Below are 24,951 nucleotides of genomic sequence, written 5' to 3' on the forward strand. Positions count from 1 at the left end.
ACCCGGGCAAGGTCCGATGCCACCGGGCGCGCGCCGGCGCCTCGTCTCATCGGGCGGTGCCGCGCACCGGCGCGGCGTCCCACCAGGTCTGCACCAGCCAGCCCTGGGCGTCGTAATAAAGCGGCAGCCGCGCGGGATATCGTAACGTGCTGCGATACGCCATGCGGTGCGTCGTGGCCAGCCAGTGCGGGATCACATAAAAGCCATGCATCAGCACGCGATCGAGCGCATGGACCGCCGTGGTCAACTGATCGAGATCGTCGGCTGCCAGCACCTTGCCGATCAGCGCGTCCACCACCGGCGAAGCCAGCCCGATCATATTGTCGGAACCGGGCGTACGGGCCGCGCCGGAGCCGAAACGGTCGGTCAGCTCGTTGCCCGGCAGCGTGGCGTCCGGCACGCGCAGCGTGGTCATGTCGAATTCGAACGCATCGAGCCGCTTGCGGTACAGCGCGTAGTCGATGGTGCGGAAGCGCGCCTGGATGCCGAGCTTTTCGAGATTGCGTACGTAGCCCGCCGCCGCCTGCCCGAGCGCGCCGCCGGTGTCGTCGAGTATCTCGAATTCGAACGGGTGGCCGGCCGCGTCGCGCAGCGCGCCATTCCGATACTGCCAGCCCGCGGCGGCGAGCAGCGCGCGCGCGGCGCGCAGATTGGCGCGCAGCGAGCCGGGGGGCGTGGTGCTGGGTTGCGTGACCATCGGACCGAAAACGGCCGGATCGAGTTGCCCCTTCAGCGGCTCGAGCAACGCACGTTCCGCCGCGTCCGGCATGCCCTTCGCGGCCATCGGGCTGTTCGCGAAATAGCTGTCGATGCGGGTGTACTGGTCGTAGAACAGTTGGCGGTTCAGCCATTCGAAGTCGAGCGCGAGGCCAAGCGCCTGCCGCACGCGCACATCCTGGAACAGTGGTCGCCGGACATTCATGAAGAAGCCCTGCATGCCCGCGCCGTTCTGATTCGCGAAGCTGCGCTTGACCAACTGCCCGCTCTCGAAGCGCGGGCCGGTGTAGCCGCGCGCCCAGCTCTTCGCGCGATACTCCACCGTGGCGTCGTACTCGCCGGCCTTGAACGCCTCCAGCCGCGCGATGTCGTCGCCGTAGAGTTTGTAGCGGATCCGCGCGAAGTTGAACATGCCGCGCCGCGTCGGCAGGTTCCTGGCCCAATAGTTCGGGTCGAGCCGGTATGTGATGGTGGCACCGCCGTCGTGCGACTCGACGCGATAGGGACCGCTGCCGATCGGCATCTCGAAACCGAGCGCGTCGAAGGCGACGCGTGTGCCGTCGGCGCGCACGCCCCACTTTGGCGAAAAGACCGGCAAGCCGCCGACCAGCAGCGGCAATTCGCGGTCGGCCGTCTTGAACTCGAAGCGGACGGTGGCGGGGTCGATGACGACCACTCGAGCGACCTGCGCGTATTGGAAGCGATAGCTTGGCGCGCCCTTTTCGATCAGGGTGTCGAACGAATACTTGATGTCGTTCGCGGTGACACGGTCGCCATTCGAAAAGCGCGCCGCCGGGTTCAGATGAAAGGTCGCCGAGCGCCGGTCGGGTGCCACGCTGACATCGTCGGCCAGCAGGCCGTATGCGCTGGCCAGTTCGTCGCTGCTCTGCACCAGCAGGCTGTCGAACAGCATGCCGATGCCAGGCGCGGCATTGCCACGCAATGTGAATGGATTGAACTTGTCGAAGCTCGTCAGCCGGTTCGGATTGGCAAGGACCAACATGCCTCGCTTCGGCGCGTCCGGATTGACGTAATCGAAGTGCGCGAAGTCGGCGAGATACTTCGGCTCGCCATACTGCGCGATCGCGTGCGCGGCGAACGACGCCGCCGGCATGCACAGCATGGCTGCCGCCATGCCGGCAAGCACGGCGCCCTTTGCGAGCACGGCCCGGACGCGTACCGGCGCGGACCGCCCGCGCCTGCTCAACACCGGGCGCGCCCGACGCGCGCAAGCACCTGGCCGGTCTGTGCGACAAGGCATGGTTCGGTGCGGGCGTGGCAGGCGGACGAATGCATGGTGGCTGGGTCGGATCGGGAAGGCGCGGCCGCGTCAAGCGCGGCGTGGCACGACGAACGGGCGTCGGCACGCGGCAGCGCCCGTCGCCATCTCACAATGATATGCGATAAGCCGGCCGTTCCGTCCCGCCAAGTCGCGACGGCGCAACGCAATGTGAGAGAATCGCAGCCATCGCCGCTCCCGCCAGGGCCGGCTGGCCACACAAACAACGCGAACATACGCAACGGAGAATCTATGGGCTTCCTCGCCGGAAAACGCATCCTCTTGACCGGATTGCTGTCGAACCGCTCGATCGCCTACGGCATCGCGCAGGCCGCGCACCGCGAAGGGGCGGAACTGGCCTTCACCTACGTCGGCGACCGCTTCAAGGATCGCGTCGTCGAGATGGCGCGCGAGTTCGGCAGCGACATCGTGCTGCCCTGCGACGTGACCGAGGATGCACAGATCGACGGCCTGTTCGCCGAACTGAACAAGGTCTGGCCCAAGCTCGACGGCCTGGTCCATTCGATCGGCTTCGCGCCGCGCGAAGCGATTGCCGGCGACTTCCTGGAAGGCATGACCCGCGAGAACTTCCGCGTCGCGCACGATATCTCCGCCTACAGTTTCGCCGCGCTTGCCAAGGCCGCGCGCCCGATGCTGTCGCCGGACGCATCGCTGCTCACGCTGACCTACCTCGGCAGCGAACGCGCGATCCCGAACTACAACACGATGGGTCTGGCGAAGGCATCGCTTGAAGCGAGCGTGCGTTATCTGGCCGTGTCGCTGGGCGCCCAGGGCGTGCGCGTGAACGGTATTTCGGCCGGCCCGATCAAGACGCTCGCGGCAAGCGGCATCAAGGGCTTCTCGAAAATCCTCGACGCGGTCGAGCAAGCCGCGCCCCTGCATCGCAACGTGACGATCGAGCAAGTCGGCAATGTCGCCGCCTTCCTGCTGTCGGATCTGGCTGCGGGCATTTCGGCGGAGATCACCCACGTCGACAGCGGCTTCAACGCAATCGTCGGCGGCATGGGCGAAGGCTGAGGAAGCGCCGGCGATGGCGGATACGGTGTTGCGGCGCCGTGCCAAGATCCGGGAATGGCGCTTGCTGTGTATAGGTTGGACCAGCACGCGCAGGAGACGCCATGACCGAAGCCAAGCAAAACCCGAAACAGCCCAGCAACGCGAAGGACGCGCCGCCGTCGAATACCGAGAAAGATCCGTCGGACTGGATCACGGGCGATGAGCCGATGACGGGCGCGCAAGCGTCGTACCTCAAGACGTTGAGCGAGGAGGCCAAGGAGGAATTCGACGCAAACTTGTCGAAGGCCGAAGCCTCGCGCCGCATCGATGCACTGCAGGAAAAGACCGGGCGCGGCAAGTAAGCTCTGTTGCAGGCGGGGCGGTTTGCCCCGCCTCTCTGCGTCGCTTCTTCCCCACCGCACTGCTCGCACGCCCCCTGGGGAATCGTGTCGACCGCGGCGCGCACGCATCGTGGCGCAAGTGCTCGTCAGACTCGGCGCGCTGTCGCAGTGATTGGCTGCGCTAACCTTTCGCTACCCTTTCGCTTGACACGCCGTCGGACCAGATCAATCGCAGCGGCATGCTCCTGGACTGCTGCATCCGCGCCGCGCCCGCGCTGTGTCGGACGCCGTCCGGGACCACTCGCCTGCCGCGCCGCCGCCCGCGCAGACCGTCAGGCATCGATCTGCGCGACCAACGGCAAATGGTCCGACGCTATCCGGGCCGCGCGCGTCTTGTGTACCGAAACCCGCACCAGTCGTTTCGCGGGGCTGACCCAAACGCGATCGAGCGCGAACACCGGCAAACGTGACGGAAAGGTCAGCGGCGCCGGCACGCGTTTGAAGTGCGCGACCAGGCGGCGCAGCGCGCGTCCCCACAGGAACCATTCGTTCAGGTCGCCGACCAGCACGACCGGCATGGCCGGCGTCTCGAAGCTTTCGAGCAGTTGCTCGACCTGTCGGCGCCGTTCCGCTGCGCTCAGGCCCAGATGGGTCGCCACCACGCGCAACAGGTGTCCGTCGCAGTCGATGTCCGCATCGAGCGCGCCGCGCGGCTCGCGCGTGCCGAACGACAGATCGATGGCGCGCGAAGCAACGATCGGGTGACGACTCAGTACCGCATTGCCGTACAGACGTTGCGGACTCGACATGGTCACGCCCGCCACCGAGTGAAAGCCGGTCGCCTCGGCGAGATAGGCCAATACATTCGGCGCGTCGCTGCCGCCCAGCGGCACTTCCTGCAACGCCACGACGTCGGCATCGATCTCTTCCAGTACCGCGGCGATCCGCGCCGGCGCCAGTTGCCGGTCGCGGCCGACCGCGCCGTGAATGTTGTACGTCACGATCTTCAACGGCCACGGCCGTCTTGCCTCGCTGCGGCGGAGCGCGCGGTCGTCGGCATCGCCCGGCAGCACTGCCTGGGAGTCTATCGTCTCGTCCAGCTCGATCATCGGCGCTCACCTGCGTTGCCCGCGCGCTGCCCGGCGGTCGACGAGCGCGCGTCCGGTGCGCTCGCCTCGCCGGCCCGACGCCCTGCGGTAGCGGGCGTAGTGGACGTAGCGGACGTGCCGGACGTGCCAGCGGTGCCAGCGGTGCCAGCGGTGCCAGATGCATTCGGGCGGGACGCGCGGCTCGACGCAGCGCCGCCGGCCGGATGCGCACGCTGGCCTGGCTCGCGGGCCGGTTGCCCGGTGTGCGAGGCGCGCTCGTCGACCCGCTGGTCGCTCTGCCCCTGGGCCAGTGGCGATGCCGCGTGGTCCTCCGTCGGCGCCGTCGCCGCCGGGCTCAAGGTCCCGCCGACCCGCGCCTTGATCGTGCCGCGTGCCTCGTCGCCTTCGCTCGCGCGGCGCAGCGCATCCTGGGATGCGTCGGGCACCCGCCGTCCATGTGCCGTGGCCTCATCGCCGTGCGCCCGTGCCGGCACCGCCGTGGACGACGACGCGGGTAGCCAGCCTGAATCGCTGTTGCGGCGGGATGTCGCCGCCGCGGCACGCTGGTCCGCCGCATCCGCCGTCTCGCCACCATGCGCCTGAAGCGTCCCGCCCTTGCCGTCCTGCGCTTCCTGTGCAAGCGCGTGCCGGCGCTCGCGCCGCTTGAAGACCCGCTGCAACGCGACCGACAGGCCGATCAACAGGGCGGCGATCGCCAGCAGCAAGGCAAAGGCGGCCGGTGTCGGATGCCGGATCACGTTGACCAGTTGCTGCGCGAACGCCACCGTCGCGACGATGCCGGGCACCATGCCGATGACGGTGCCGAGCAGATAGTCGCGCAGACGGATCTGCGAAGCACCCGCGATCACGTTGACCAGCGTGAACGGCGCAACCGGCAGCAAGCGCAGCACGACCATCGCCACCAGCCCACGGTCGGCAACCCTGTCCGATAAGTCATTGATGCGGCTCCCGGCCAGCCGCCGCACCGTGTCGCGCCCCAACCACCGTCCGGCAAGATAGGTCACCAGCGCGCTGGCCAGCGTGCCGCCGATCGCGTAACTGGCGCCCTCGAGCGCGCCGAACGCCATGCCGGTGGCGACGATCAACAGCGTGACCGGCATCGACACCAGGCCGGCCAGCACGTAGACGACCACGATCACGACGGGACTGAATGGCATGTCGGCGACGTGCTGCGCCAGCGTCACCATTTTCGCGATGCTCAAGTACTCGCTGAGCGGCGTGAAGCGCCACAGCAGTGCGCCCATGGCCGCGATCAGGGCCAACAATCCCAAGCCAGCAAAACGGCTGGTCAACGGCTTATGCTTCTCTTCGGGCACGAACTGCGTGATCAGCGCCTCAGGCGCCACCGGCTGCTCCGGATCGATGATCGCCTCGTCGGGCACCAGCGCATCGACATCGGGCGTCACGGTTGGATCGTGCGGCACCATCGTGCGCGGCTGGCCGCGCAGCGCCTCGATGGTCGCCACCAGGCTGTGTGTTTGCGCCAGCGTCGCCGCCACCGTGGCGGGCTCGACCCCAAGGTGTTCGGCCAACAGGCGGTCGCGCGTCGCGCCGATCGCGGCCGCCACGCGCGGATCGGTGCTGCCGTCGAGCGCGACGTTGCACTCGGTATCGAGCACCATCGAGCGGTTGTTCAGATTGGCCGAGCCGACGAAGTACAGCGAGTCGTCCGCGATCATCAGCTTGCTGTGAACGTTGACGCAGGCGTCGCCGAGTTCGGGCACGTGCGGACAATACAAGCGGTAGCGGCTGTCGGTGTCGACCGCGCGCAGGCGTCGGTGCAGGCGCGCGCGCAGCGTTCCCATCGTCGCTTCCTGCAGCCATCCCCCCTCGGAGAACCGAGACAGGATCACGATTTCCGGGCCCTGCGGGTCGTCGAGCTTCTCGACCAGGGCTTCGGCGACGATGCCGGAAGTGAAGTATTGGTTCTCGCAATAGACATGCTCGCGCGCGCGGCGGATACCGTCGAGATACATCTGGCGGATTTCCTGCACCGCGGGCCGCCCGGCATATTCCGGCTCGGTGCGGCAGATGGCCAGCTCCACGTCGGTGACGTCGGGCTCGAACGCGACAGGCCACGGATCCAGCGCGCGGTCGTCGTGGCGGCTGCGCTGCGCCACCCGCTTGCCGATCGCGCGCACCCAGCGCTCGCGCGCCAGATCGCCGATCGCCGCCGCGGCCGGCCCGTCGAACATCACCTGAACATCGTGGAACGGCGCGTAAGGCTTGCCATCCGCGTCCTTGCGCAATGGATTGTCGGCCGCATGCGCCGCATCGTCCCAGCGCGAGCGCGTCAGGTCCAGGCCGCCGACGAAGGCCAGCGCGTCGTCGACCACCACCATCTTCTGATGGTGCGAGCCGCCCAACGGATGCCGGCCGTCCTGCCGAAACACGAAACGCCGATGCGCCCGCCAACCCATCTTGAAGACCGGCAGCCATTCGCGCTCGAACGCGTACAGCATCGCAAAGTCCCAACTGAGCACGTAGACACGAAGATGGCGGCGCGCCGCGACGATGGCATGCAGGAATTCGGCCAGCGGTTCGGGAAAGCCGTCGTCCGCGCCGCCCGGCACCAGGCGCATGCGGCTGTCGATGTCCCATCCCAGGATGAACACGCTGCGCTGCGCGCTGACAATGGCCTGCCGCAGCGCCGTGAAGTACTCCGCACCGTCGACCAGCGTGCGGAAGCGGCCCGCCTTTTCCACCCGCCAGCAATTGCGCCCCGGTTCAAACAAGGACGAACGGGGTGGCGTGGGGGAAGAAACAGTGGACGGCATCGGCGCAGGCGGCTTGATCTTTCGGGTGGCGAACCGGAGCTCCGGTATGCGTCCCCACTAAGCACATCCTGTTCCAATGCACGGCGCCGGCTAGTCTTCCGGCAAACGATTGCGTCTCGCACGGCGGATGGCCAGTACAACGACGACGACGTTGAGCGTGAACCAACCGAGTGCGATATCGATGAGCATGCGAGGCCTCCCAAGCCGGGATCCGGGCATCATGCCCGCTGGCCCTTCGCAAGGCGATGAGCGGCGTCTTAAAAACAGGCCTTGGTAGACAAATGCGCGCCAAATGCGCGACTAATGCACGACAAATACGCGTGGAAAGCGTGCCGCGCGACCCGTCCTCGGCGCGTCGCGCGGCACGCTTCGTGGCGCCGTGCTTCGCGACGACATTCGCCATGCCCGTTTATGCGTCGTACGACGCTTCGCCTCGACTGCCGCACTCAAGTACCGTCGTGCGCCCCGCTCGCGGCGCCGGTCTGTCCCGCTGCACGAACGTAATCGACGAACGCGCGCAACGGCGCGGGCACCAGGCGCCGCCCGGGGTAGTAGAGAAACGGGCCGGAGAAGCGCGGCCACCACGCTTCCAGCACGGCTTCCAAGGCGCCGCTCTGCAAGTGAGGGCGGAGCCAATCCTCGAACACGTAGACGACGCCAGCGCCGGCGAGCGCGGCATCGATGGCCAGATCGACCGCACCGCCCAGGTGCACGATCAGCGGGCCGGACGCATCGATCTCGACGGATTCGCCGTCCCGCTCGAACGACCAGGCCGGCATCGCGCCGCTGGGGAAGCGTCCGCGCATACAGGCGTGGCCGATCAGATCGCGCGGTTCGCGCGGACGGCCGCGTCTGTTCAGGTAGTCCGGCGACGCGGCGGCCGCGAATCGTTGCACGCGCGGCCCGATCGGCACCGCGATCATGTCCTGCTCCAGCCGCTCGTCGTAACGAATGCCGGCATCGCAGCCGGCGGCGAGCACGTCGACGAAACTTTCTTCGACGACGACTTCGAGCCGGATCTCGGGATACGCGGCCAGAAAGCCCGGCACGATCGCCGGCAGCACCAGTCGTGCCGCGCTGAGCGGCACGTTCAGCCGCAAGCTGCCCGCCGGCCGGTCTCGGAATCCGTTGACGGCATCGAGTGCCGCGTCGACCTCGCCGAGCGCGGGTCCGAGCCGATCGAGCAAGCCGCGGCCTGCCTCCGTTGGCACCACGCTGCGCGTCGTGCGGTTGAGCAGGCGCACCCCCAGTTGGCTTTCGAGCCGGCGTACGGCGTCGCTGAGCCCGGAGGCGCTGCCGCCGCTCAGACGGGCGCCATCGCGAAACCCGCCAGCACGCGCGACGGTCACGAAGGCATGCAGATCGTTCAGTTCGATTTTCATTGTTCGGAATGGCGTACGAGCCGTGCGGACTGTACGGGATTATCGCCGGATCGCCGGACGTCTATCGTAGAGGCTTCAACCCAGGGAGAACCGATCCATGTCGAACGTCGCAGCATCCGCCGGCTATACGCTCGGTGACCGTACCGTCAAGCGCCTCGGCTACGGCGCGATGCAACTCGCCGGCCCGGGCGTGTTCGGACCGCCGAGGGACCGTGAAGCGGCGCTGGCGGTGCTGCGCGCGGCAGTCGAAGCCGGTGTCGATCACATCGATACCAGCGACTTCTACGGCCCGCACATCACCAATGCGCTGATCCGCGAAGCGCTTTCGCCCTATCCGGAGACGTTGACCATCGTCACCAAGATCGGCGCGCGCCGCGGTCCGGACGGATCCTGGCTGCCGGCGTTCGCGCCGGCCGAGCTGGCGGAGGCCGTGCACGACAACCTGCGCAACCTGGGCCTCGACGTGCTGGACGTGGTCAATCTCAGAATCATGTTCGACGTGCACGGGCCGGCCGAAGGCTCGATCGAAGCACCGCTCGCCGCGCTGGCCGAACTCCAGCACCAGGGCAAGGTGCGCCATATCGGGCTGAGCAACGTGACCGCGCGCCAGGTGGCGGAAGGTCGCGCCATCTGCCCGATCGTCTGCGTGCAGAACCAGTACAACGTCGCGCACCGTGCCGACGATGCGTTGATCGATGCGCTCGCGGCAGAGCGCATCGCCTATGTGCCGTTCTTTCCATTGGGCGGCTTCAATCCCTTGCAGTCGAGCACGTTGTCCGAGGTCGCGAAACAGCTGGACGCCACGCCGATGCAGGTCGCGCTCGCCTGGCTGCTGCAGCGCTCGCCCAATATTCTGCTGATCCCGGGCACGTCGTCGGTCGCGCACCTACGCGAAAACCTCGCAGCCGCTTCGCTCAGGCTGCCTGACGACGCACTCGCGGCGCTGGACCGGATCGGCGCGCAGGCGGCGCAAGACTGAGCGCGTCATCGCGCGTCATCGCGCGTCATCGCGCGGCTCGCGGCGGCGGCACCACGCGTGCCGCCGACAGCGAGGCGCGGCACCGCGTGATCCGGGCGATGCGGTCCAGCGTGGCTGCACGTCCGGCACCGCTGTTCTCGCCGCATGCGCACCGTAGACTAGAATGTTCGCGATCGCGTCCACCGCGCCGCCCGGCGCGTGCCGTGCACCGGCCCGATCTGGACCCTCACGACTTTCTCGCCACTCCGGAACTCTATGCGACTCGCCACCTGGAACGTCAACTCGCTGAAGGTGCGCTTGCCGCACGTGCTCGACTGGCTGGCCGCCAATCCGATCGATGCGCTGTGCCTGCAGGAATTGAAGATGAGCGACGACGCGTTTCCGATCGCCGCCCTGCACGAGGCCGGCTACCAAAGCTTTTTCGCCGGGCAGAAGACCTACAACGGCGTCGCGATTCTCGTGCGCAACGGCCTGACGATCGATGAAGCGACGGTAGTGCGCAATATGGCGGGTTTCGAGGATCCGCAGCAGCGTTTGATCGCCGTCACGATCGAAGGCGTGCGCGTCATCTCCGCGTATTTCCCGAACGGCCAGGCGCCCGGCACCGAGAAGTTTGCGTACAAGCTGCGCTGGCTCGACGCACTGCAGGCCTGGCTGGCCGGCGAACTCGCAACGCATCCGCGGCTCGCGCTGCTCGGCGACTTCAACATCGCGCCCGAAGACCGCGACGTGCACGATCCCGCGAAATGGATCGGCCAGAACCTGGTGTCGGACGAAGAGCGCGACGCGTTCCGCCGCTTGCTCGCGCTGGGCCTGAGCGACGCGTTCCGTCTGTTCGAGCAGGAAGAGAAGGCCTTCAGCTGGTGGGACTACCGGATGTTCGCCTTCCGGCGCAATGCGGGCCTGCGCATCGACCACATCCTGTTGAGCGAGTCGTTGCGCGCGGCCTGCACCGGCGCACACATCGACCGCGAACCGCGCAAGCGGGAGCAGCCCTCCGATCACACGCCCGTCGTCGCCGAGATCGACCTCGCTCGCGTCGCGCGCTGACCGGGCCGCCTGCGTTTCGCCGGGCCGCGCGCCAAGCCAGGCGCCGCGCCATCCTCTGGGAAAGACGCCTTCTTTGGCGTTGTCGCGGCGTTCTCCCCGGCCCGCTCCCGGCTCTCGCTCCAGCCCGTATTTCAGCCCGTATTTCAGCCCGATTTCCAGTCTTTATTCCAGCCCGAGTTCCTGGATCTTGCGCGTGATCGTGTTGCGGCCGATGCCCAGGCGCTCGGCCGCCTCCACCTTGCGTCCGCGGGTGAATTCGAGCGCTTCCCGGATCACCGCCGCCTCGAAGCGGCGCGTCACCTCGTCCATCACGTCCGGCGTGCTGCCGCGCAGCAGGCGCCCGACCTCTCGCCGCAACGTGCTTTCCCAGCCGCCCGCCAGCAATCCGCCACCGACCGGGCCACCAACCGGGCCACCAACCGGGCCACCAACCGGGCCACCAACCGGGCCAGCTTCGGTGGTGTCCGCGCCCGGCCCCATGCCCGCCGTCCCCTCCTGTGCCGCCCGTGCGTCCCGCAGATCCCGCAGCGCCCCGCTGTCGCCCACCGTTTCGCCGGCGCTTGCACCATTGTCGCGCGCGGCCGCTACCTGGACCGGCTGCTGGCCGAGCAGGTCCGTCGGCAGATCCTTGATCTCGACCGTCTGCGCCGGCGCCATCACGGTGAGCCAGTTGCACAGGTTTTCGAGTTGTCGCACATTGCCGGGGAATGGCAGCGACGACAGATACGCAAGCGTGTCGTCGGTGATCCGCTTCGGCTCGACGCCCAGATCGCGCGCGCTTTTCTGCAGGAAATGGCGCGCCAGCAGCGGGATGTCCTCGTTGCGTTCCCGCAGTGCCGGCAGGCGCAGGCGAATCACATTGAGACGGTGATACAGGTCTTCGCGGAACAGGCCCTGCCCGACGCGCGTCTCCAGGTTCTGGTGCGTCGCGGCGATGACGCGCACGTTCGCGCGCAGCGGATTGTGGCCGCCGACGCGGTAGAACTGGCCGTCCGACAGCACCCGCAACAGCCGCGTTTGCAGGTCGAACGGCATGTCGCCGATTTCGTCGAGGAACAGCGTGCCGTTCTCCGCCTGCTCGAAACGCCCCTGCCGCATCGCCTGGGCGCCGGTGAACGCGCCGCGTTCATGGCCGAACAGTTCGGACTCCAGCAGATCCTTCGGGATCGCGGCGGTATTGAGCGCGATGAACGGACCGTTCGCGCGCGGGCTGTGGCGATGCAGCGCACGCGCGACGAGTTCCTTGCCGGTGCCGGACTCGCCGGTGATCAGCACGGTCGCACTGGAATTGGACAGCCTGCCGATCGCACGGAACATGTCCTGCATCGCACTGGCCTGCCCGAGCATTTCGGTGGCTTCGTTCATCCGCTCGTCGAGCGCCGGCGCGGTGCGCAGGCTTTCGTCGACGGCGCGCCGGATCAGCTCGACGGCGCGATCGATATCGAACGGTTTGGCGAGATATTCGAACGCGCCGCCCTGGAACGCGGACACCGCACTGTCCAGGTCGGAAAACGCGGTGATGATGATCACCGGCAGGCCCGGATAGCGGTCGCGCACCGCCTGCAGCAAATCGAGGCCCGAGCCGCCCGGCATGCGAATGTCGGAGACCAGCACCTGTGGCCGCTCGTGCTCCAGCGCGGCGAGCGCGTCGCGCACGTTGGAAAAACTCTTGGTCGCGAAATTGTCGCGCGCCAGGGCTTTTTCGAGCACCCAGCGGATCGACTGATCGTCGTCAACAATCCAGATCGGCTTCATGGCAGGCTTATCGGCTGGATGGAAACGCGGCGGCATCCCTGTACCAACGAGACACCGCGATTGGAATTCAACATTGCAGCGGCAGCAGGATGCGGAATTCGGTGTGGCCGGGCCGACTCTCGCACTCGATCATGCCCTCGTGCTGCTGCACGAAGTTCTGCGCGAGCGTCAGGCCGAGGCCGCTGCCGTCCTCGCGGCCCGACACCAGCGGGAAGAAGATTCGGTCTCGGATCTCTTCCGGAATGCCTGGGCCGTTGTCGATGATGCGCAGGTCGAGCGCCAGCTTGCAGGGCCGTTTCGCGATCGTCACGCGGCGCGCGACCCGCGTGCGGAACTCGATGCAGGCGGTGCCTTCGGCGATCGGCTGTCGAAGCGCCTGCGCCGCGTTGCGCGCGATGTTGAGCACGGCCTGGATCAGCTGTTCCATGTCGCCGCGCAGGTCCGGCACCGAGACGTCGAAGTCGCGGTGGATCGTCAGGCCGCGCGGGAACTCGGCCAGCATCACCGCCCGCACCCGCTCGCACACCTCGTGGATGTTGAGGTCGCGCGCGATGTGTGGATGGCGGTGCGGTTCGAGCAGGCGGTCGACCAGCGTCTGCAGCCGATCCGACTCCTTGATGATGACCTGCGTGTATTCGCGCAGCCCGCCGTTGGCGCCCAGCTCCAGCTCGAGCAGTTGCGCGGCGCCACGGATGCCGCCCAGCGGATTCTTGATCTCGTGGGCCAGGTTGCGGATCAACTGCTTGTTGACCGCGCTCAGGTCGAGGATGCGTTCCTCGCGATCGGTGCGCAGCTTCTGCTCGTTCTCGACCAACTCCAGCAGCACATAGCCGGGCGCCGCGTCGAGCGAGCCGATGATCGCGTGGACGCGCAGCGGCTCGCGTTGCGGCAGTTCCAACACCGCGTCGAGCTGCGTGGTGCCGGAGGCTTCCTCGCGCAATGCGGCGATCGCGCCCGCTGGCGCGTCGGCGTTCGGGAACAGATCGGTCCAGCCGAGCTGGCATAGCTGACGCAGCGACATGCCGAGCATCGCCTCGGCGGCCGGGTTCGCAAACGCGATCGCCAGCCGCTCGCGAGCGAGCACGAGGATCGCATTCGGCAGCGCCTCCAGTCCGGGCAGCAGGCCGGCCGCGGCCAGCGCGGGATGCTCGGCCTCGGCGCGAGCCGCACTGCGGCGGATTCGGATCAGGTTCTTCAACACCATCGATCAATCTTCGCGCGGCATGAGCCGCCTTCGTTCCGGCAATGAAAAAGGGGCGGAGTCCGCCCCTTCGGGCGCACCTGGTCACGCCCGCGCCCGCATGCCTGTAGGCGCCCCCGCCAGCCCTGGCGCGGCGGCCGACAAGGCAGCCACCGCGCCGGGCAGCGGGCTGGCGCCGCCACCCGCCTTACAGCGAGTAGTACAACTCGAACTCGACCGGATGGGTCGTCATGCGCAAACGCGTGACTTCGGCCATCTTCAGTTCGATGTAGGCATCGATCATCGAGTCGGTGAACACCCCGCCGCGGGTCAGGAACTCGCGATCCTTGTCCAGCGCCTCGAGGGCTTCGTCCAGGCTTGCGCAGACGGTCGGGATCTTCTTGTCCTCTTCCGGCGGCAGGTCGTACAGATTCTTGTCCGCGGCGTCGCCCGGATGGATCTTGTTCTGCACGCCGTCAAGGCCCGCCATCATCAGCGCCGAGAACGCCAGATACGGGTTGGCCATCGGATCCGGGAAGCGCGTTTCGATACGGCGGCCCTTCGGGTTCGACACGTGCGGAATGCGGATCGATGCCGAGCGGTTGCGCGCCGAGTAGGCGAGCTTGACCGGCGCTTCGAAGTGGGGAACCAGACGCTTGTACGAGTTGGTCGACGGGTTCGTGATCGCGTTCAACGCGCGGGCATGCTTGATGATGCCGCCGATGTAGAACAGCGCGAACTCCGACAGGCCCGCGTAGCCGTTGCCGGCGAACAGGTTCTGGCCGTCCTTCCAGATCGACTGGTGCACGTGCATGCCCGAGCCGTTGTCGCCAACGATCGGCTTCGGCATGAAGGTCGCCGTCTTGCCGTAGGTGTGCGCAACGTTGTGCACGATGTACTTCGTCATCTGCGTCCAGTCGGCACGCTCGACCAGCGTCGAGAACTTGGTGCCGATTTCATTCTGGCCCTGACCGGCCACTTCGTGGTGATGCACTTCGACCGGGATGCCGATCTGTTCGAGCAGCAGACACATTTCGGAACGCATGTCCTGGAACGTGTCGACCGGCGCCACCGGAAAGTAGCCGCCCTTGACGTTCGGACGGTGGCCCGAGTTGCCGTGGTCGAATTCCTTCGACGACGACCAGGGCGCTTCTTCCGAATTGATCTTGACGAACGTGCCCGACATGTCGGTGTTCCAGTTCACCGAGTCGAAGATGAAGAATTCGGGTTCCGGGCCGAAGTACGCCGTGTCGCCCAGGCCCGTGCTCTTCAGGTAGGCCTCGGCGCGCTTCGCGAGCGAGCGCGGGTCGCGCTCATAGCCCTTGCCGTCCGACGGCTCGACCACGTCGCAGCTCAGCACCAGCGTCGGCTCTTCATAGAACGGGTCGATGAAGGCGGTATTCGGGTCCGGCATCAACAGCATGTCCGACGCTTCGATGCCCTTCCAACCGGCGATCGACGAACCGTCGAAAGCGTGGCCGCTTTCGAACTTGTCCTCGTCGAATGCCGACTTCGGTACCGACACGTGCTGCTCCTTGCCCTTGGTGTCGGTGAAGCGGAAGTCAACGAACTTGACGTCCTCGTCCTTGACGAGCTGCATGACGTCGGCCACGGTTTTGCTCATTACCTTTCTCCTGGAATGCCTGCGGTGCGGCACCGCTAAGGGGCCGCGAGACGGTGTTCTGGGTGTTCTGCCGGTTTTCGAAACGGACGGCTCAAGTCAGCAGGGAGCATGCCAGTGCACCTTTTTAGCGCCTCAGCACCGCCGCGCCTGGTGCCGCGGGGCGCCCCAGGCAGCGCCGCCTTCGAATCCGAAAACTTAAAGCCCCATTATGGGGCGTTATTGGCACCGTAAAAGTGCTTTTTTATCGACGACGAAAAGATCGCACAATCTTGGTGCTTCCGGCCCGACGCACTGCGCAGCGGCATAGGCGCCGAATCGAGGTAGCCGCCCATTCCGCCAGCATCGCGCACGACGCGCGGGCTCGATGGCGCGCTCGCGCGTGCCGCGCAATGGCGGCCCTGGTCGGAAGCGCTAGAATGCCCGTTGCCGAGTCACCCGGAGCAAACACCATGGCGCAGCAAGATGAAACGTTGGCGCGTGCGGCGCGCCGCCGCGACGAGCAGGGATTGAGTTATGCGGGTGCCGTTACGCCGCAGGAAGCCTACGCAATACTGCAGGCCAATCCTCGCGCGAAGCTGATCGATGTCCGCACGCGTGCGGAAATCGACTGGGTCGGCCGGCCGGACGTGCCGCCAGAACAGTACGCCCTGGTCGAATGGAATCGTTACCCTGGCGGCGTGCGCAATCCCGAATTTCTTGCCGAGCTGCGCGCCGCCGCCCCTGCGGACGCGCCGGCGCTGCTGCTATGCCGCAGCGCCGCGCGCTCGAAGGCAGCCGCCTCGGCGGCCGCCGAGGCGGGCTTCACGCAGGTCTATGACATCCTGGAGGGATTCGAGGGCGACCGCGATGCCGCCGGGCACCGCAAGCAGGTCGGCGGCTGGTGCTTCCATCAATTGCCGTGGATCGGCGCCTGAACGGCGGCGCCGGCAAGCCGCCGTCAAACACACTGTAAGCACCCCGCAAGCGCCCTTCTGAGGTCCGCCGGCCGCTGTGGATGCGCGACGCGCCATGATACGTTGCCCGGTACCGTGCGGCCCTCATCAAACGTGGGCACGCCACTTCCGTGGCACGGATGCCGGACCGCGTCACCACGGTGCAGGCCGGACTGATTTCGGCGCTCGGATCCTTGCGCCCAGACCGTCGGCGCTCAGATCTCGACGATCTCGCCGCCAAGCTTTTCGACGCCCGCGTGCAGTTGCGCGTAGGCGGCCTGTACCGCGCTCGGCTCCCCTTTCACCCCCAGGTCGATGTGGCGACGCGCGTAGACGCCGCCGCGCTCCGCGTCGCCCACGCTTGGCAGGCTGAACGCGCGCACGCTCGGGTGAGCCGTCTCGATTTCCTCCATCAGCGGCGTGATCGCCGCCTCCATCAGGCCGAACACCAGCATGGAACGTTCGACATGCGGATTCGCGTGATGCAGGTCCGCATAGTGGGTGTCCAGCACCCACTCGATCATCGGCCAGGCCATGACCGGGAAACCCGGCACGAAATAGTGATTGTGCAGGGCAAAGCCGGGAATCTGGTTGTAGCTGTTCGGGATGATCGCGGCACCCTGCGGAAATTCGCCCATGCGCAGGCGATGCACGTTTTCCGGCAGCGTCGGGTCCTGCGGGCCGCCCATTGCGCGGATGCGCGCGCCGATCCGTTCGCGCGCCTCTGGGTGGAGTTCGATCGGCAGGCCGAGCGCGCGAGCCGCGCACTGACGCGTGTGATCGTCAGGCGTGGCGCCGATGCCGCCCGTCACGAACACCACGTCGGGACCGGCGAAGGTGCGCTGGAGCGTCGCGGTGATCCGCTCCGGCTCGTCGCCCAGGTACTCCGCCCAGGCCAGCGACAGACCGCGCGCACCGAGCAGTTCGATGACCTTCGGCACGTGCTTGTCGAGCCGACGGCCGGAGAGAATTTCGTCGCCGATGACGATGAGGCCAAACGCCATGATGTCTTCCTATTCGAGATGATCCAGGGCAACCGTGCCGCTGCCGCCGCTGCCGCCGTGCCCGTCGTCAGCAGGCAGTGCGCGCGCGCGCATCGCCGCCAGTGCTGGCAGGCAGTAGTGAGCAAACCACAGTGCCGAGAACACGAAGATGAAAGCGTACAACCAGATTGCGATCGGCGCGAAGACCGGAAACAGCACGTAGATCACCGTCCCGAGCCCGAAGATCGCAAGCGGAAAGGTGCCGGCCAGGCCCACCGCCACGCCCATCAGGAGCAACGGCCAGCGATGGGCGCGGATCAGCGCGCGGCGTTCGACCCGCGTGGCGTGCTCGGCGAGTGCATCGTAGGCCATCATGCGGTAGGTCAGCCAACCCCACAGCAGCGGCGACAGGACCGCGAACACGGGCGTGACGAACCACAGCGGCACCGACACCACGAAGATCAGCAGGGCCACGAGCGTGACCAGCAGCGAATGGCCAAGGCTGTCGAACCAGCCGCCGCCCCGCGCCGGCACGAGCGACGCGTAGCGCGTGCGCTGCAGGTGCTTGAGGACGGTCGGCATCGCAACCGCCGCGCAAAAGAGCAGCGCCGTCAGCGCGATCAACGGCACCACCAGCAGGGCAAGGAAGATCGGGCCGACCAGCGCAACCGGCGACGGCAGTCCCAGCCACTGCGTCAGGTTCGAGAGTTCGACCACCGGCAACCAGCCGGCCAGGCCGCGCCGCAGGTCGGACAGCAAGGTGTCGACGCCATAGCTCATCAGCAACCCGCCCCACAGCGCGCAGGCCAGCAGGAACGGCCAGACCGTCAGCCACAGCATGCGGGGATGGAGCGCGCTCAGCAGCGCGCGGTACAGGGAGGCGATCAGCGCTTTCATGCGTTCATTGTTCGGCAGGAATCCCGACAACGGCAACATGCGTGCCCAGTGTCCGGCCCGGCGCGCGCCGCGGACGCGGTGAACACGATCGACCGGGCCGGCGGGTCGACGCTTCGGTCGACGGTTGCAGCGACGGTCTGGTCGCGCCGCCGCTCACCGGTGACGCGGCAAGCGCCCTGCCCTCAGCCCGGGCAAACGGGCGACGGCATCCGCGACACGGCGCGCGGAGCGCCGCGCGCCCAGCCATTGCTGCGCGATGAAGCTTTCGCCGTAATCGCGCCCGTGCCCGTCCGGCCCCGGCAACTGGTCGCGGATGCCGGTCGGTTCGGGCGCCTCGTTCCACGATGCGCTGCGGAACAGCATATCCCACCACGGGAACAGCACGCCGAAGTTGCAGCCGTAGCGGGTGCCTTCATGACCGTAGCCGACCGCATGATGCCGGCGATGGAAGGCCGGGCTGACCACCAGGCGACCCAGCACCGGGCCGAACGGCATCCGTACATTGGCGTGCTGCACGCTCTGCACGACCTGGCTCAACACGGTGAGCGCGACGAACTGGCTGGGCTCGACGCCGATGAACAGCGCGATGCCAGCGAAGAACGACGACTCGATCACCGACTCGAGCAGATGCTTGCGATCGTCTGACCACAGCGACATCTGCTGCTGGCTGTGGTGCACCGCATGCAGTTCCCACCACCAACCAAAGCGGTGCTGCCAGCGATGCTGCCAATAGCCGGCGAAATCCAGCACCACCAGGTAGAGCAGGAAGGCGACCAGCGGGTGCGAGGTGACGCCTGGCCACATGTCGTCGAGGTCGAAACTCGGCATGCCGCGCATCGTCATCCAGTTGTGCAGGCGATCGAATGCGGGTTGCAGGCAGAAGAAGAAAAACAGATTGAGCAGCCCCAGGCGCGTGATCCACGTATAGAACACGTCGACCCGCACCGCGCGGCGGTTCTGCCAGCGCTCCGCCGGCCACAATGCCTCGAGCGGCCGCAGGATCGCATACATGCCGACGATGGCCACGAAGCCGACGATGACCCAATACAGGCCGTCGTACAGCTCCTCGTCGTAGCCCATCCAGCCGAAATGGAACAGCACCGGCTGGAGCACGTCGACGAAGAGCCAGGTCTGCGCACCGCCGATCAGGTTGTTGAACACCGCAACGAAATCTTGCACGCCACTTCCTCGCAAAACCAAACGTGATGCCGTTGCAACGCCCGGCCGGCCCTGCCGGTTGACGCCTCGTCGGCCTGCCGCGCTGCGACCGCTGGCCGCGCACCCGAACGCTGCGCGAAGGCCGTGTGAAGCGCAGTGACAAGCGCCGTGACAAGCGCCGTTACAAGCGCCGTGTCAGGCACCATTCGGCGCGGTCAGCGGCGCGCGATTGTAGAAATAGATGCCGTGCGGCGAGCGTCCGACGGGGATTGTCGCCACCAGCTGACGCGTGGTCAGGTCGATGATGCCGACGTGGCGGGCGAACCGGAACGTCACCCACAGATACCGCTTGTCGGCCGTCAATTCCATGTCGTCCGGCCCGGGCATCAGGCCGGTGATGTCGCCGACATTGGTCAGCGCATCCTCGTCGATGATACTGATCGTGCTTTCGACCCGATTGCTGACGGCCACATGCTTGCCGTCAACCAGCGACCGGAAGTTGTGCGCGCCACGGCCGGTATGGATGCGCTTGACCACCGTGCGCTGCCGCCAGTCGACCACCGCGACGTAGTCGCCGCCGGTCATGCCGACCAGCATGTACTTGTCGCCGGGTGTCATCCACAGCCCGGCTGGCGCCGGCCCCACCTTCATCTTCCACAGCAGGGTCTGCGTCGCGAGATCGATCGCCGCGATCTCGCCCGACACCTGCAGCGAAATGAAGGCGGTGCGGCTGTCACGCGTGAACGCGATGTGGCTCGGCATGGCCGGCAACGGCAGGCGCTTGGCCGGCGTCAGATCGCGCCCGTCATAGCGGTAGATGTCGACCCGGTCGAGCCGCAACGCCGTCGAGACGAACCAGCGGTTGTCCGGCGAGAAGCCGATCTGGTACGGGTCCTCGATGTTCTCGACCCGACGCTGGATCGTGCCGAGCTTCGGATCCAGGAAGAACAGGCTGTTCGACACCGAATTCGCGACGATCAGCGACTTGTTGTCCGGCGTCGCCATCAGGTGATGCGGTTCCTTGCCCACCGAGTACTTCGACACCACCTGCTTGGTGGCCGGATCGATCAGCGAGATCGACGCCTCGGCGGAGTTGAGGATGACGACGTTGTCCGCGTGCGCGGGCGTCGCGGCGACCATGGCGGCGGTCAGCAGGCCGGCATGCAGCCGGCGGGCAGGAACGGAAAGGCGCATTGCATACCTGTTGCGTGATTCGGCATTGTAGAAGCTTTTCGAGACGGCCGGCGAGCGGCGCGGGCGCGCAGCGGTCAGCCTTACCGATCCTGCCCGCCGCCTCAGTGTTGCATCGACTGCCAGAGCTTCTGCAGCCGTTTGACGGAGACCGGCATTGGCGTGCGAAGTTCCTGCGCGAACAGCGATATGCGCAATTCCTCCAGCAGCCAGCGGAATTCCGCGAGCCGCGGATCGCCGCCCTGCCGCCACGCGCCGGCCGCACGCTGGTAAGGCACGCGCACCGAATCGAGGTCCGCCTGCAGCCGGGCATCGCGGGCCGGGTCGGCCTTCAGTTTGGCCAGACGCACCGCCACGCCCTTCAGGTAGCGAGGCAAGTGTTGCAACTGGGCATCGGGCGTGCCGGTCACGAAATGCTTGCCGACCAGCGCCCCGAGTTGCGCCTGCATGTCCGCGTGCGCGGCCGCGAAGCTCTTCGACTGGGCCAGTTTCTTTGCGACGTCGACGTACTCGGCGAGGATCTGCTGCGCGGTACGCGACAGTTCCTGGGCCAGCAGATTGAGCCGCTGCCGGCCCTGCGCCAGGCGCGCGGCGAAACTCGCGTCGTCGTCCGGCAACGGCGCGACCATGCAGGCGCGTTCGATCGCGCGCGCGATCAACTGGTCGCGCAGCTCCTGCTGAGTGCCCAGGTTCATGTACTGGATCGACATCTGCTGCAAGCCCGGCAGATTCTTCTCCAGATATTTGACCGGCTCGCGCAGCTGCAGCGCGAACAGGCGTCGCAGCCCGGCCCAATGCGTCGTGGCGGCTTCGTCCGGCGAATCGAATACCTGCACTTCGCAGTGATCGCCGCGGTCGACGAGCGCCGGGTAGCCAAACAGGGTCCGATCGCCGCGCCGGATCTCGAGCAGTTCGGGCAGCTTGCCGAAGTTCCACTGGGTCAGGTCGTCGTAGATCGCGGTCCCTGCCGCACTGCCGGCTGCGCTGCCGGGTGCGCTGCCGGGTGCACTGTCGGGTGCGCTGCCGGAGGCGGTATTCGGCGCGGCGGCGGGCGCGGGCGCGGCGCCTTGCGGCCGGCCGCCCCGCCCGTCGGGGGCGCGGCGGCCGCCCTGTGCGTCGCCGCGCTCGGGCAGCGCCGCATGCGCGCCGACCGCTGCGATTTCACGAAAACGCTGCTGCGCGGCCTCGCCAAGCTCGACGCGCAGTTGGCCCAGGTTACGTCCCATCGCAAGCTGCCGACCGTGTTCGTCGATCACCTTGAAATTCATCAAGCGGTGCGGTCCCAGGGTCTCCTGCTTGAAGTCGACCGGCCGTACCTGCACCTGGGTGGTCTCGCGAATATCGGCGCCCAGCGCCTCGACCAATCCCTGGCCGCTCGACGGCAGGCCTTTCTGTTCGGCCCGCTCGGCGAAGCCGGCCGCATAGTCGGGCAGCGGCACGCAGTGGCGTCGCAATTTCTGCGGCAGCGACTTGAGCAGGGCCTGCACCTTGTCCTTCAGCATGCCCGGCACCAGCCACTCCGTGCGCCGCACGTCGATCTGATTCAACGCGAACAGCGGCACGGCCACGGTCACGCCGTCGCGCGGCGAGCCCGGCTCGAAGTGGTAGGTGACAGCCATCGACTGGCCGGCCAGCGTGAGCCGCTTCGGGTAGAGATCGGTGGTGACGCCGGCCGCCTCGTGCCGCATCAGTTCGTCGCGCGACAGGTACAGCAGCTTCGGCTGCTCGGCGCTCTCACGGCGGTACCACTTCTCGAACGACACCGTGCCATGCACGTCGGCCGGAATCGCCGCGTCGTAGAAGCCATAGATCAGTTCATCATCGACCAGCACGTCTTGCCGCCGCGACTTGTGCTCGATCTGCTCGACGTCGCCGATCTGCTTGCGGTTATGCGCGAAGAACGGCAGCCTGGTGTCGAACTCGCCCTCGACCAGCGCCTGCCGAATGAAGATCTCGCGCGCCCGTTCGCGCTCGCCGCCCTTGCCGAAGTCGACACGCCGCCGCTGGTAGATCGTCAGGCCGTACAGCGTGGCCCGCTCGAACGCCACGACGCGTCCTGCCTTCTTTTCCCAGTGCGGCTCGGCACGCGATCGCCGCAGCAGATGCGCGCCCACCGCCTCGATCCACTCCGGTTCGATGCGCGCCAGCGTGCGCGCGTACAGGCGCGTGGTCTCCACCATCTCGGCGGCCAGCACCCAGCGTCCCGCCTTCTTGCCCAGCAGCGAGCCCGGCCACGGAAAGAACTTGATGCCGCGCGCGCCAAGATAATGCGGCTCGTCCTCCGCCTTCATGCCGACGTTGCCCAACAGGCCCGCCAGCAGGGACAGATGGATCTGCTCGTAGGTGGCCTCGGTCTGCGCGATGCGCCAGCCCTGCTCGCGCGCCACCGTGACGAGCTGCGCATGGACGTCGCGCCATTCGCGCAGGCGCAGGTGCGAGAGGAAATTCGCGCGGCAGGCGTCGACCAGTTGCCGGTTCGACTGCCGGTTCGCGACCGCGTCCTCGAACCAGCGCCAGATCTTCAGCCAGCTCAGGAACTCGCTTTTCTCGTCGGCGAAACGACGATGCGCGGTATCGGCCGCTTCCTGCTGCTCGGCCGGCCGCTCGCGCGGGTCCTGCACCGACAGCGCGGCGGCGATGATCAGCACCTCGCCCAGCGCGTCGCGCTCGCGCGCGGCCAAAATCATGCGCCCGACGCGCGGGTCGAGCGGCAGGCGCGACAGCTCGCGTCCGGTCGGCGTGAGCGCGTTGTCGTCGTCCACCGCGCCAAGCTCGGCGAGCAACTGGTAGCCGTCGGCGATGGCGCGGCCCGGCGGCGGTTCGATGAACGGGAAGGCCTCGATCGAGGCCAGATGCAGCGCCTTCATGCGCAGGATCACCGCGGCGAGCGACGAGCGCAGGATTTCGGGATCCGTGAAGGGCGCACGCTTGGCGAAGTCGTCCTCGTCGAACAGGCGGATGCAGATGCCGTCGGCAACCCGGCCGCAGCGGCCGGCGCGCTGGTTGGCGGCGGCCTGCGAGATCGGTTCGATCTGCAACTGTTCGACCTTGTTGCGATAGGAATAGCGTTTGACCCGTGCCAGCCCGGTGTCGACCACATAGCGAATGCCCGGCACGGTCAGCGAGGTCTCCGCCACGTTGGTCGCGAGCACGATGCGGCGAGCGTTCGAACTCTTGAAGATCTTCGCCTGATCGGCGGCGGAGAGCCGCGAGAACAGCGGCAGGATCTCGACGTGCGGCGGATGATGACCGCGCAGCGCATTGGCCGCGTCGCGAATCTCGCGCTCGCCAGGCAGGAACACCAGCACGTCGCCGGGCCCCTCGCGCACCAGTTCGCCGACCGCGTCGACGATCGCGTCATGCATGTCGCGGTCGCGCACCCGCGTGCGCGCCGGCTCGGCGGCGGGTGCCCTGGCCACAGCGGCGCCGCTGGCCGCGCCGTGCGGCGACAGGCGGCTGTCCTGCACTGGCCGATAGCGGATCTCCACCGGATACAGGCGTCCGCTGACCTCGATCACCGGCGCGGGCCGCTCGTCGCTGCCGAAATGACGGGCGAAGCGCTGCGCGTCGATGGTGGCCGAGGTGACGATGATCTTCAGGTCGGGCCGCTTCGGCAGCAACTGCCGCAGATAGCCGAGCAGGAAGTCGATGTTCAGGCTGCGCTCGTGCGCTTCGTCGATGATCAGCGTGTCGTATGCGCGCAGCAGCGGGTCGCCCTGCGTTTCGGCGAGCAGGATGCCATCGGTCATCAGCTTGACCGAGGCGCCCGGGCTGAGGTTGTCGGTGAACCGAACCTTGTAGCCGACCACCGCGCCCGGTTCAGTGCCGAGCTCGTCGGCGATGCGACGCGCGATCGTCGACGCGGCGATGCGCCGCGGCTGGGTGTGGCCGATCAACCCGGCGCCGCCGGCACCCCGGCCGCGTCCCAGGGCCAGGCAGATCTTCGGCAGCTGCGTGGTCTTGCCAGAGCCGGTTTCGCCACTGACGATGACCACCTGGTGGTCGCGTATGGCGCGCGCGATTTCCTCGCGCCGCGCCGACACCGGCAGCGCTTCGGGAAAGACGATGGCCGGCACCGGCGTGGCCGGCGCCCGGCCTGTGCGCGGCCCGTCGCCGTCCGTGCGAACCTCTCGCTGCCCCCCGCGACCACCCTCGCGAGCCGGTCCGGCGCCGGCCGTTGCGAGGTTGCCGCCATCGCTTGCTGCGCCCGCCGCTGCACCGTCCACACCACCGTCCACACCACCGTCCGCACCACTGCCCGCGCCGCCGTCCGCGCCCCTGCCCGCGCCACTACCGCCAGCGCCGCGGCGGCGACGACGCCGGCGCGCGGGTGCCGGCGCGCTTTCGTCGGCCGCCGGTACCGACGCCTCGGGCGGGGACGGTTCGCCACCCGCGTTGGCGCGCTCATCGGCGGACGAAGACAGGGACGTGTGGGGCGGGCGTGGCGGGTTGGGCAACTTGGGGCTATCCGGGGAGGAGGTCATGAAGCCGGCGTGCGCGATGGCGGCGCGGCGGCTCGGAAAGACGGAACGCCGTCGTGCGCGGCGGCGGCGTGGAATCTTGTCGCCGCGACCGGCCGA

16 protein-coding genes and 1 pseudogene are annotated in these 24,951 nt (G+C 67.5%); 5 read left to right on the top strand and 12 right to left on the bottom strand.

Annotated features, from left to right (window positions below):
- Window positions 1-46: 46 nt before the first annotated feature.
- On the bottom strand, window positions 47-1,978 hold the full coding sequence (locus BLU54_RS06490) for an extracellular solute-binding protein (RefSeq protein ID WP_407919398.1): 1,932 nt from the start codon (window positions 1,976-1,978) through the stop codon (window positions 47-49).
- A gap of 270 nt (window positions 1,979-2,248) precedes the next feature.
- Between BLU54_RS06490 and fabI the strand changes: the two genes are divergently transcribed.
- Window positions 2,249-3,034: an enoyl-ACP reductase FabI gene (gene fabI / locus BLU54_RS06495; protein ID WP_091906223.1), complete on the top strand. Its 786-nt coding sequence runs from the start codon at window positions 2,249-2,251 to the stop codon at window positions 3,032-3,034.
- A 101-nt stretch (window positions 3,035-3,135) separates the two neighbouring features.
- Entirely contained in the window at window positions 3,136-3,375 is a 240-nt protein-coding gene (locus tag BLU54_RS06500; protein ID WP_091906224.1) for a DUF3072 domain-containing protein, read from the top strand.
- A 311-nt stretch (window positions 3,376-3,686) separates the two neighbouring features.
- Here BLU54_RS06500 and BLU54_RS06505 read toward each other — a convergent pair whose 3' ends face one another.
- The 3 genes and pseudogenes from BLU54_RS06505 to BLU54_RS06515 all read right to left on the bottom strand — a co-directional run bounded on the left by BLU54_RS06505 (window position 3,687) and on the right by BLU54_RS06515 (window position 8,622).
- Entirely contained in the window at window positions 3,687-4,463 is a 777-nt protein-coding gene (locus BLU54_RS06505) for an endonuclease/exonuclease/phosphatase family protein (protein WP_091906225.1), read from the bottom strand.
- Window positions 4,464-5,095: 632 nt separating this feature from the next.
- Window positions 5,096-7,240: pseudogene (locus BLU54_RS24435) on the bottom strand (VTT domain-containing protein); the annotation flags it as partial.
- Window positions 7,241-7,686: 446 nt separating this feature from the next.
- Entirely contained in the window at window positions 7,687-8,622 is a 936-nt protein-coding gene (locus BLU54_RS06515) for a LysR family transcriptional regulator (protein WP_091906227.1), read from the bottom strand.
- A gap of 97 nt (window positions 8,623-8,719) precedes the next feature.
- On the opposite strand from BLU54_RS06515, the gene BLU54_RS06520 reads away from it, so the two are divergent.
- The gene (locus BLU54_RS06520; protein ID WP_091906228.1) at window positions 8,720-9,601 is read left to right on the top strand and encodes an aldo/keto reductase family oxidoreductase; all 882 of its coding nucleotides are present in this window, start codon (window positions 8,720-8,722) and stop codon (window positions 9,599-9,601) included.
- A gap of 255 nt (window positions 9,602-9,856) precedes the next feature.
- The gene (gene xth / locus BLU54_RS06525; RefSeq protein ID WP_091906230.1) at window positions 9,857-10,651 is read left to right on the top strand and encodes an exodeoxyribonuclease III; all 795 of its coding nucleotides are present in this window, start codon (window positions 9,857-9,859) and stop codon (window positions 10,649-10,651) included.
- 162 nt (window positions 10,652-10,813) lie between these two features.
- Here the strand turns inward: xth and ntrC are convergent, their stop codons facing one another.
- From ntrC to glnA, 3 genes are all read right to left on the bottom strand, one after another.
- Window positions 10,814-12,406 carry a nitrogen regulation protein NR(I) gene (gene ntrC / locus BLU54_RS06530; RefSeq protein WP_091906664.1) on the bottom strand — a complete coding sequence of 531 codons (1,593 nt, stop codon included), beginning with the start codon at window positions 12,404-12,406 and terminating at the stop codon, window positions 10,814-10,816.
- A gap of 67 nt (window positions 12,407-12,473) precedes the next feature.
- Window positions 12,474-13,610 (bottom strand): nitrogen regulation protein NR(II), encoded by a 1,137-nt coding sequence (glnL, locus tag BLU54_RS06535; protein ID WP_091906232.1) that lies wholly within the window; start codon window positions 13,608-13,610, stop codon window positions 12,474-12,476.
- Between the two features lie 184 nt (window positions 13,611-13,794).
- The gene (gene glnA, locus BLU54_RS06540; RefSeq protein WP_091906234.1) at window positions 13,795-15,210 is read right to left on the bottom strand and encodes a type I glutamate--ammonia ligase; all 1,416 of its coding nucleotides are present in this window, start codon (window positions 15,208-15,210) and stop codon (window positions 13,795-13,797) included.
- A gap of 449 nt (window positions 15,211-15,659) precedes the next feature.
- Here glnA and BLU54_RS06545 point away from each other — a divergent pair, with 449 nt between their 5' ends.
- Window positions 15,660-16,124: a rhodanese-like domain-containing protein gene (locus BLU54_RS06545; protein WP_091906236.1), complete on the top strand. Its 465-nt coding sequence runs from the start codon at window positions 15,660-15,662 to the stop codon at window positions 16,122-16,124.
- A 233-nt stretch (window positions 16,125-16,357) separates the two neighbouring features.
- On the opposite strand, the gene BLU54_RS06550 is transcribed toward BLU54_RS06545, so the two are convergent.
- The 5 genes from BLU54_RS06550 to hrpA form a co-directional block, all read right to left on the bottom strand.
- Complete coding sequence (locus tag BLU54_RS06550; RefSeq protein WP_091906238.1) at window positions 16,358-17,146, bottom strand: competence/damage-inducible protein A; 789 nt, start codon at window positions 17,144-17,146, stop codon at window positions 16,358-16,360.
- 9 nt (window positions 17,147-17,155) lie between these two features.
- Window positions 17,156-18,022, bottom strand: a complete 867-nt coding sequence (locus tag BLU54_RS06555) for an EI24 domain-containing protein (protein WP_091906666.1) — start codon at window positions 18,020-18,022, stop codon at window positions 17,156-17,158.
- 153 nt (window positions 18,023-18,175) lie between these two features.
- On the bottom strand, window positions 18,176-19,201 hold the full coding sequence (locus tag BLU54_RS06560; protein WP_235837821.1) for a sterol desaturase family protein: 1,026 nt from the start codon (window positions 19,199-19,201) through the stop codon (window positions 18,176-18,178).
- Between the two features lie 174 nt (window positions 19,202-19,375).
- Window positions 19,376-20,374, bottom strand: a complete 999-nt coding sequence (locus BLU54_RS06565; RefSeq protein ID WP_091906240.1) for a YVTN family beta-propeller repeat protein — start codon at window positions 20,372-20,374, stop codon at window positions 19,376-19,378.
- Window positions 20,375-20,475: 101 nt separating this feature from the next.
- Window positions 20,476-24,855 (bottom strand): ATP-dependent RNA helicase HrpA, encoded by a 4,380-nt coding sequence (gene hrpA, locus BLU54_RS06570; protein WP_091906242.1) that lies wholly within the window; start codon window positions 24,853-24,855, stop codon window positions 20,476-20,478.
- Window positions 24,856-24,951 lie beyond the last annotated feature (96 nt).

It is taken from the genome of Chitinasiproducens palmae, from assembly GCF_900095735.1.
Lineage (GTDB): Bacteria > Pseudomonadota > Gammaproteobacteria > Burkholderiales > Burkholderiaceae > Chitinasiproducens > Chitinasiproducens palmae.

Coding starts and splice junctions, on each gene's coding strand:
- BLU54_RS06490 (WP_407919398.1), bottom strand. CDS start 1,978: ATGCCTTGTCGCACAGACCGGCCAGGTGCTTGCGCGCGTCGGGCGCGC.
- fabI (WP_091906223.1), top strand. CDS start 2,249: ATGGGCTTCCTCGCCGGAAAACGCATCCTCTTGACCGGATTGCTGTCG.
- BLU54_RS06500 (WP_091906224.1), top strand. CDS start 3,136: ATGACCGAAGCCAAGCAAAACCCGAAACAGCCCAGCAACGCGAAGGAC.
- BLU54_RS06505 (WP_091906225.1), bottom strand. CDS start 4,463: ATGATCGAGCTGGACGAGACGATAGACTCCCAGGCAGTGCTGCCGGGC.
- BLU54_RS06515 (WP_091906227.1), bottom strand. CDS start 8,622: ATGAAAATCGAACTGAACGATCTGCATGCCTTCGTGACCGTCGCGCGT.
- BLU54_RS06520 (WP_091906228.1), top strand. CDS start 8,720: ATGTCGAACGTCGCAGCATCCGCCGGCTATACGCTCGGTGACCGTACC.
- xth (WP_091906230.1), top strand. CDS start 9,857: ATGCGACTCGCCACCTGGAACGTCAACTCGCTGAAGGTGCGCTTGCCG.
- ntrC (WP_091906664.1), bottom strand. CDS start 12,406: ATGAAGCCGATCTGGATTGTTGACGACGATCAGTCGATCCGCTGGGTG.
- glnL (WP_091906232.1), bottom strand. CDS start 13,610: ATGGTGTTGAAGAACCTGATCCGAATCCGCCGCAGTGCGGCTCGCGCC.
- glnA (WP_091906234.1), bottom strand. CDS start 15,210: ATGAGCAAAACCGTGGCCGACGTCATGCAGCTCGTCAAGGACGAGGAC.
- BLU54_RS06545 (WP_091906236.1), top strand. CDS start 15,660: ATGGCGCAGCAAGATGAAACGTTGGCGCGTGCGGCGCGCCGCCGCGAC.
- BLU54_RS06550 (WP_091906238.1), bottom strand. CDS start 17,146: ATGGCGTTTGGCCTCATCGTCATCGGCGACGAAATTCTCTCCGGCCGT.
- BLU54_RS06555 (WP_091906666.1), bottom strand. CDS start 18,022: ATGAAAGCGCTGATCGCCTCCCTGTACCGCGCGCTGCTGAGCGCGCTC.
- BLU54_RS06565 (WP_091906240.1), bottom strand. CDS start 20,374: ATGCGCCTTTCCGTTCCTGCCCGCCGGCTGCATGCCGGCCTGCTGACC.
- hrpA (WP_091906242.1), bottom strand. CDS start 24,855: ATGACCTCCTCCCCGGATAGCCCCAAGTTGCCCAACCCGCCACGCCCG.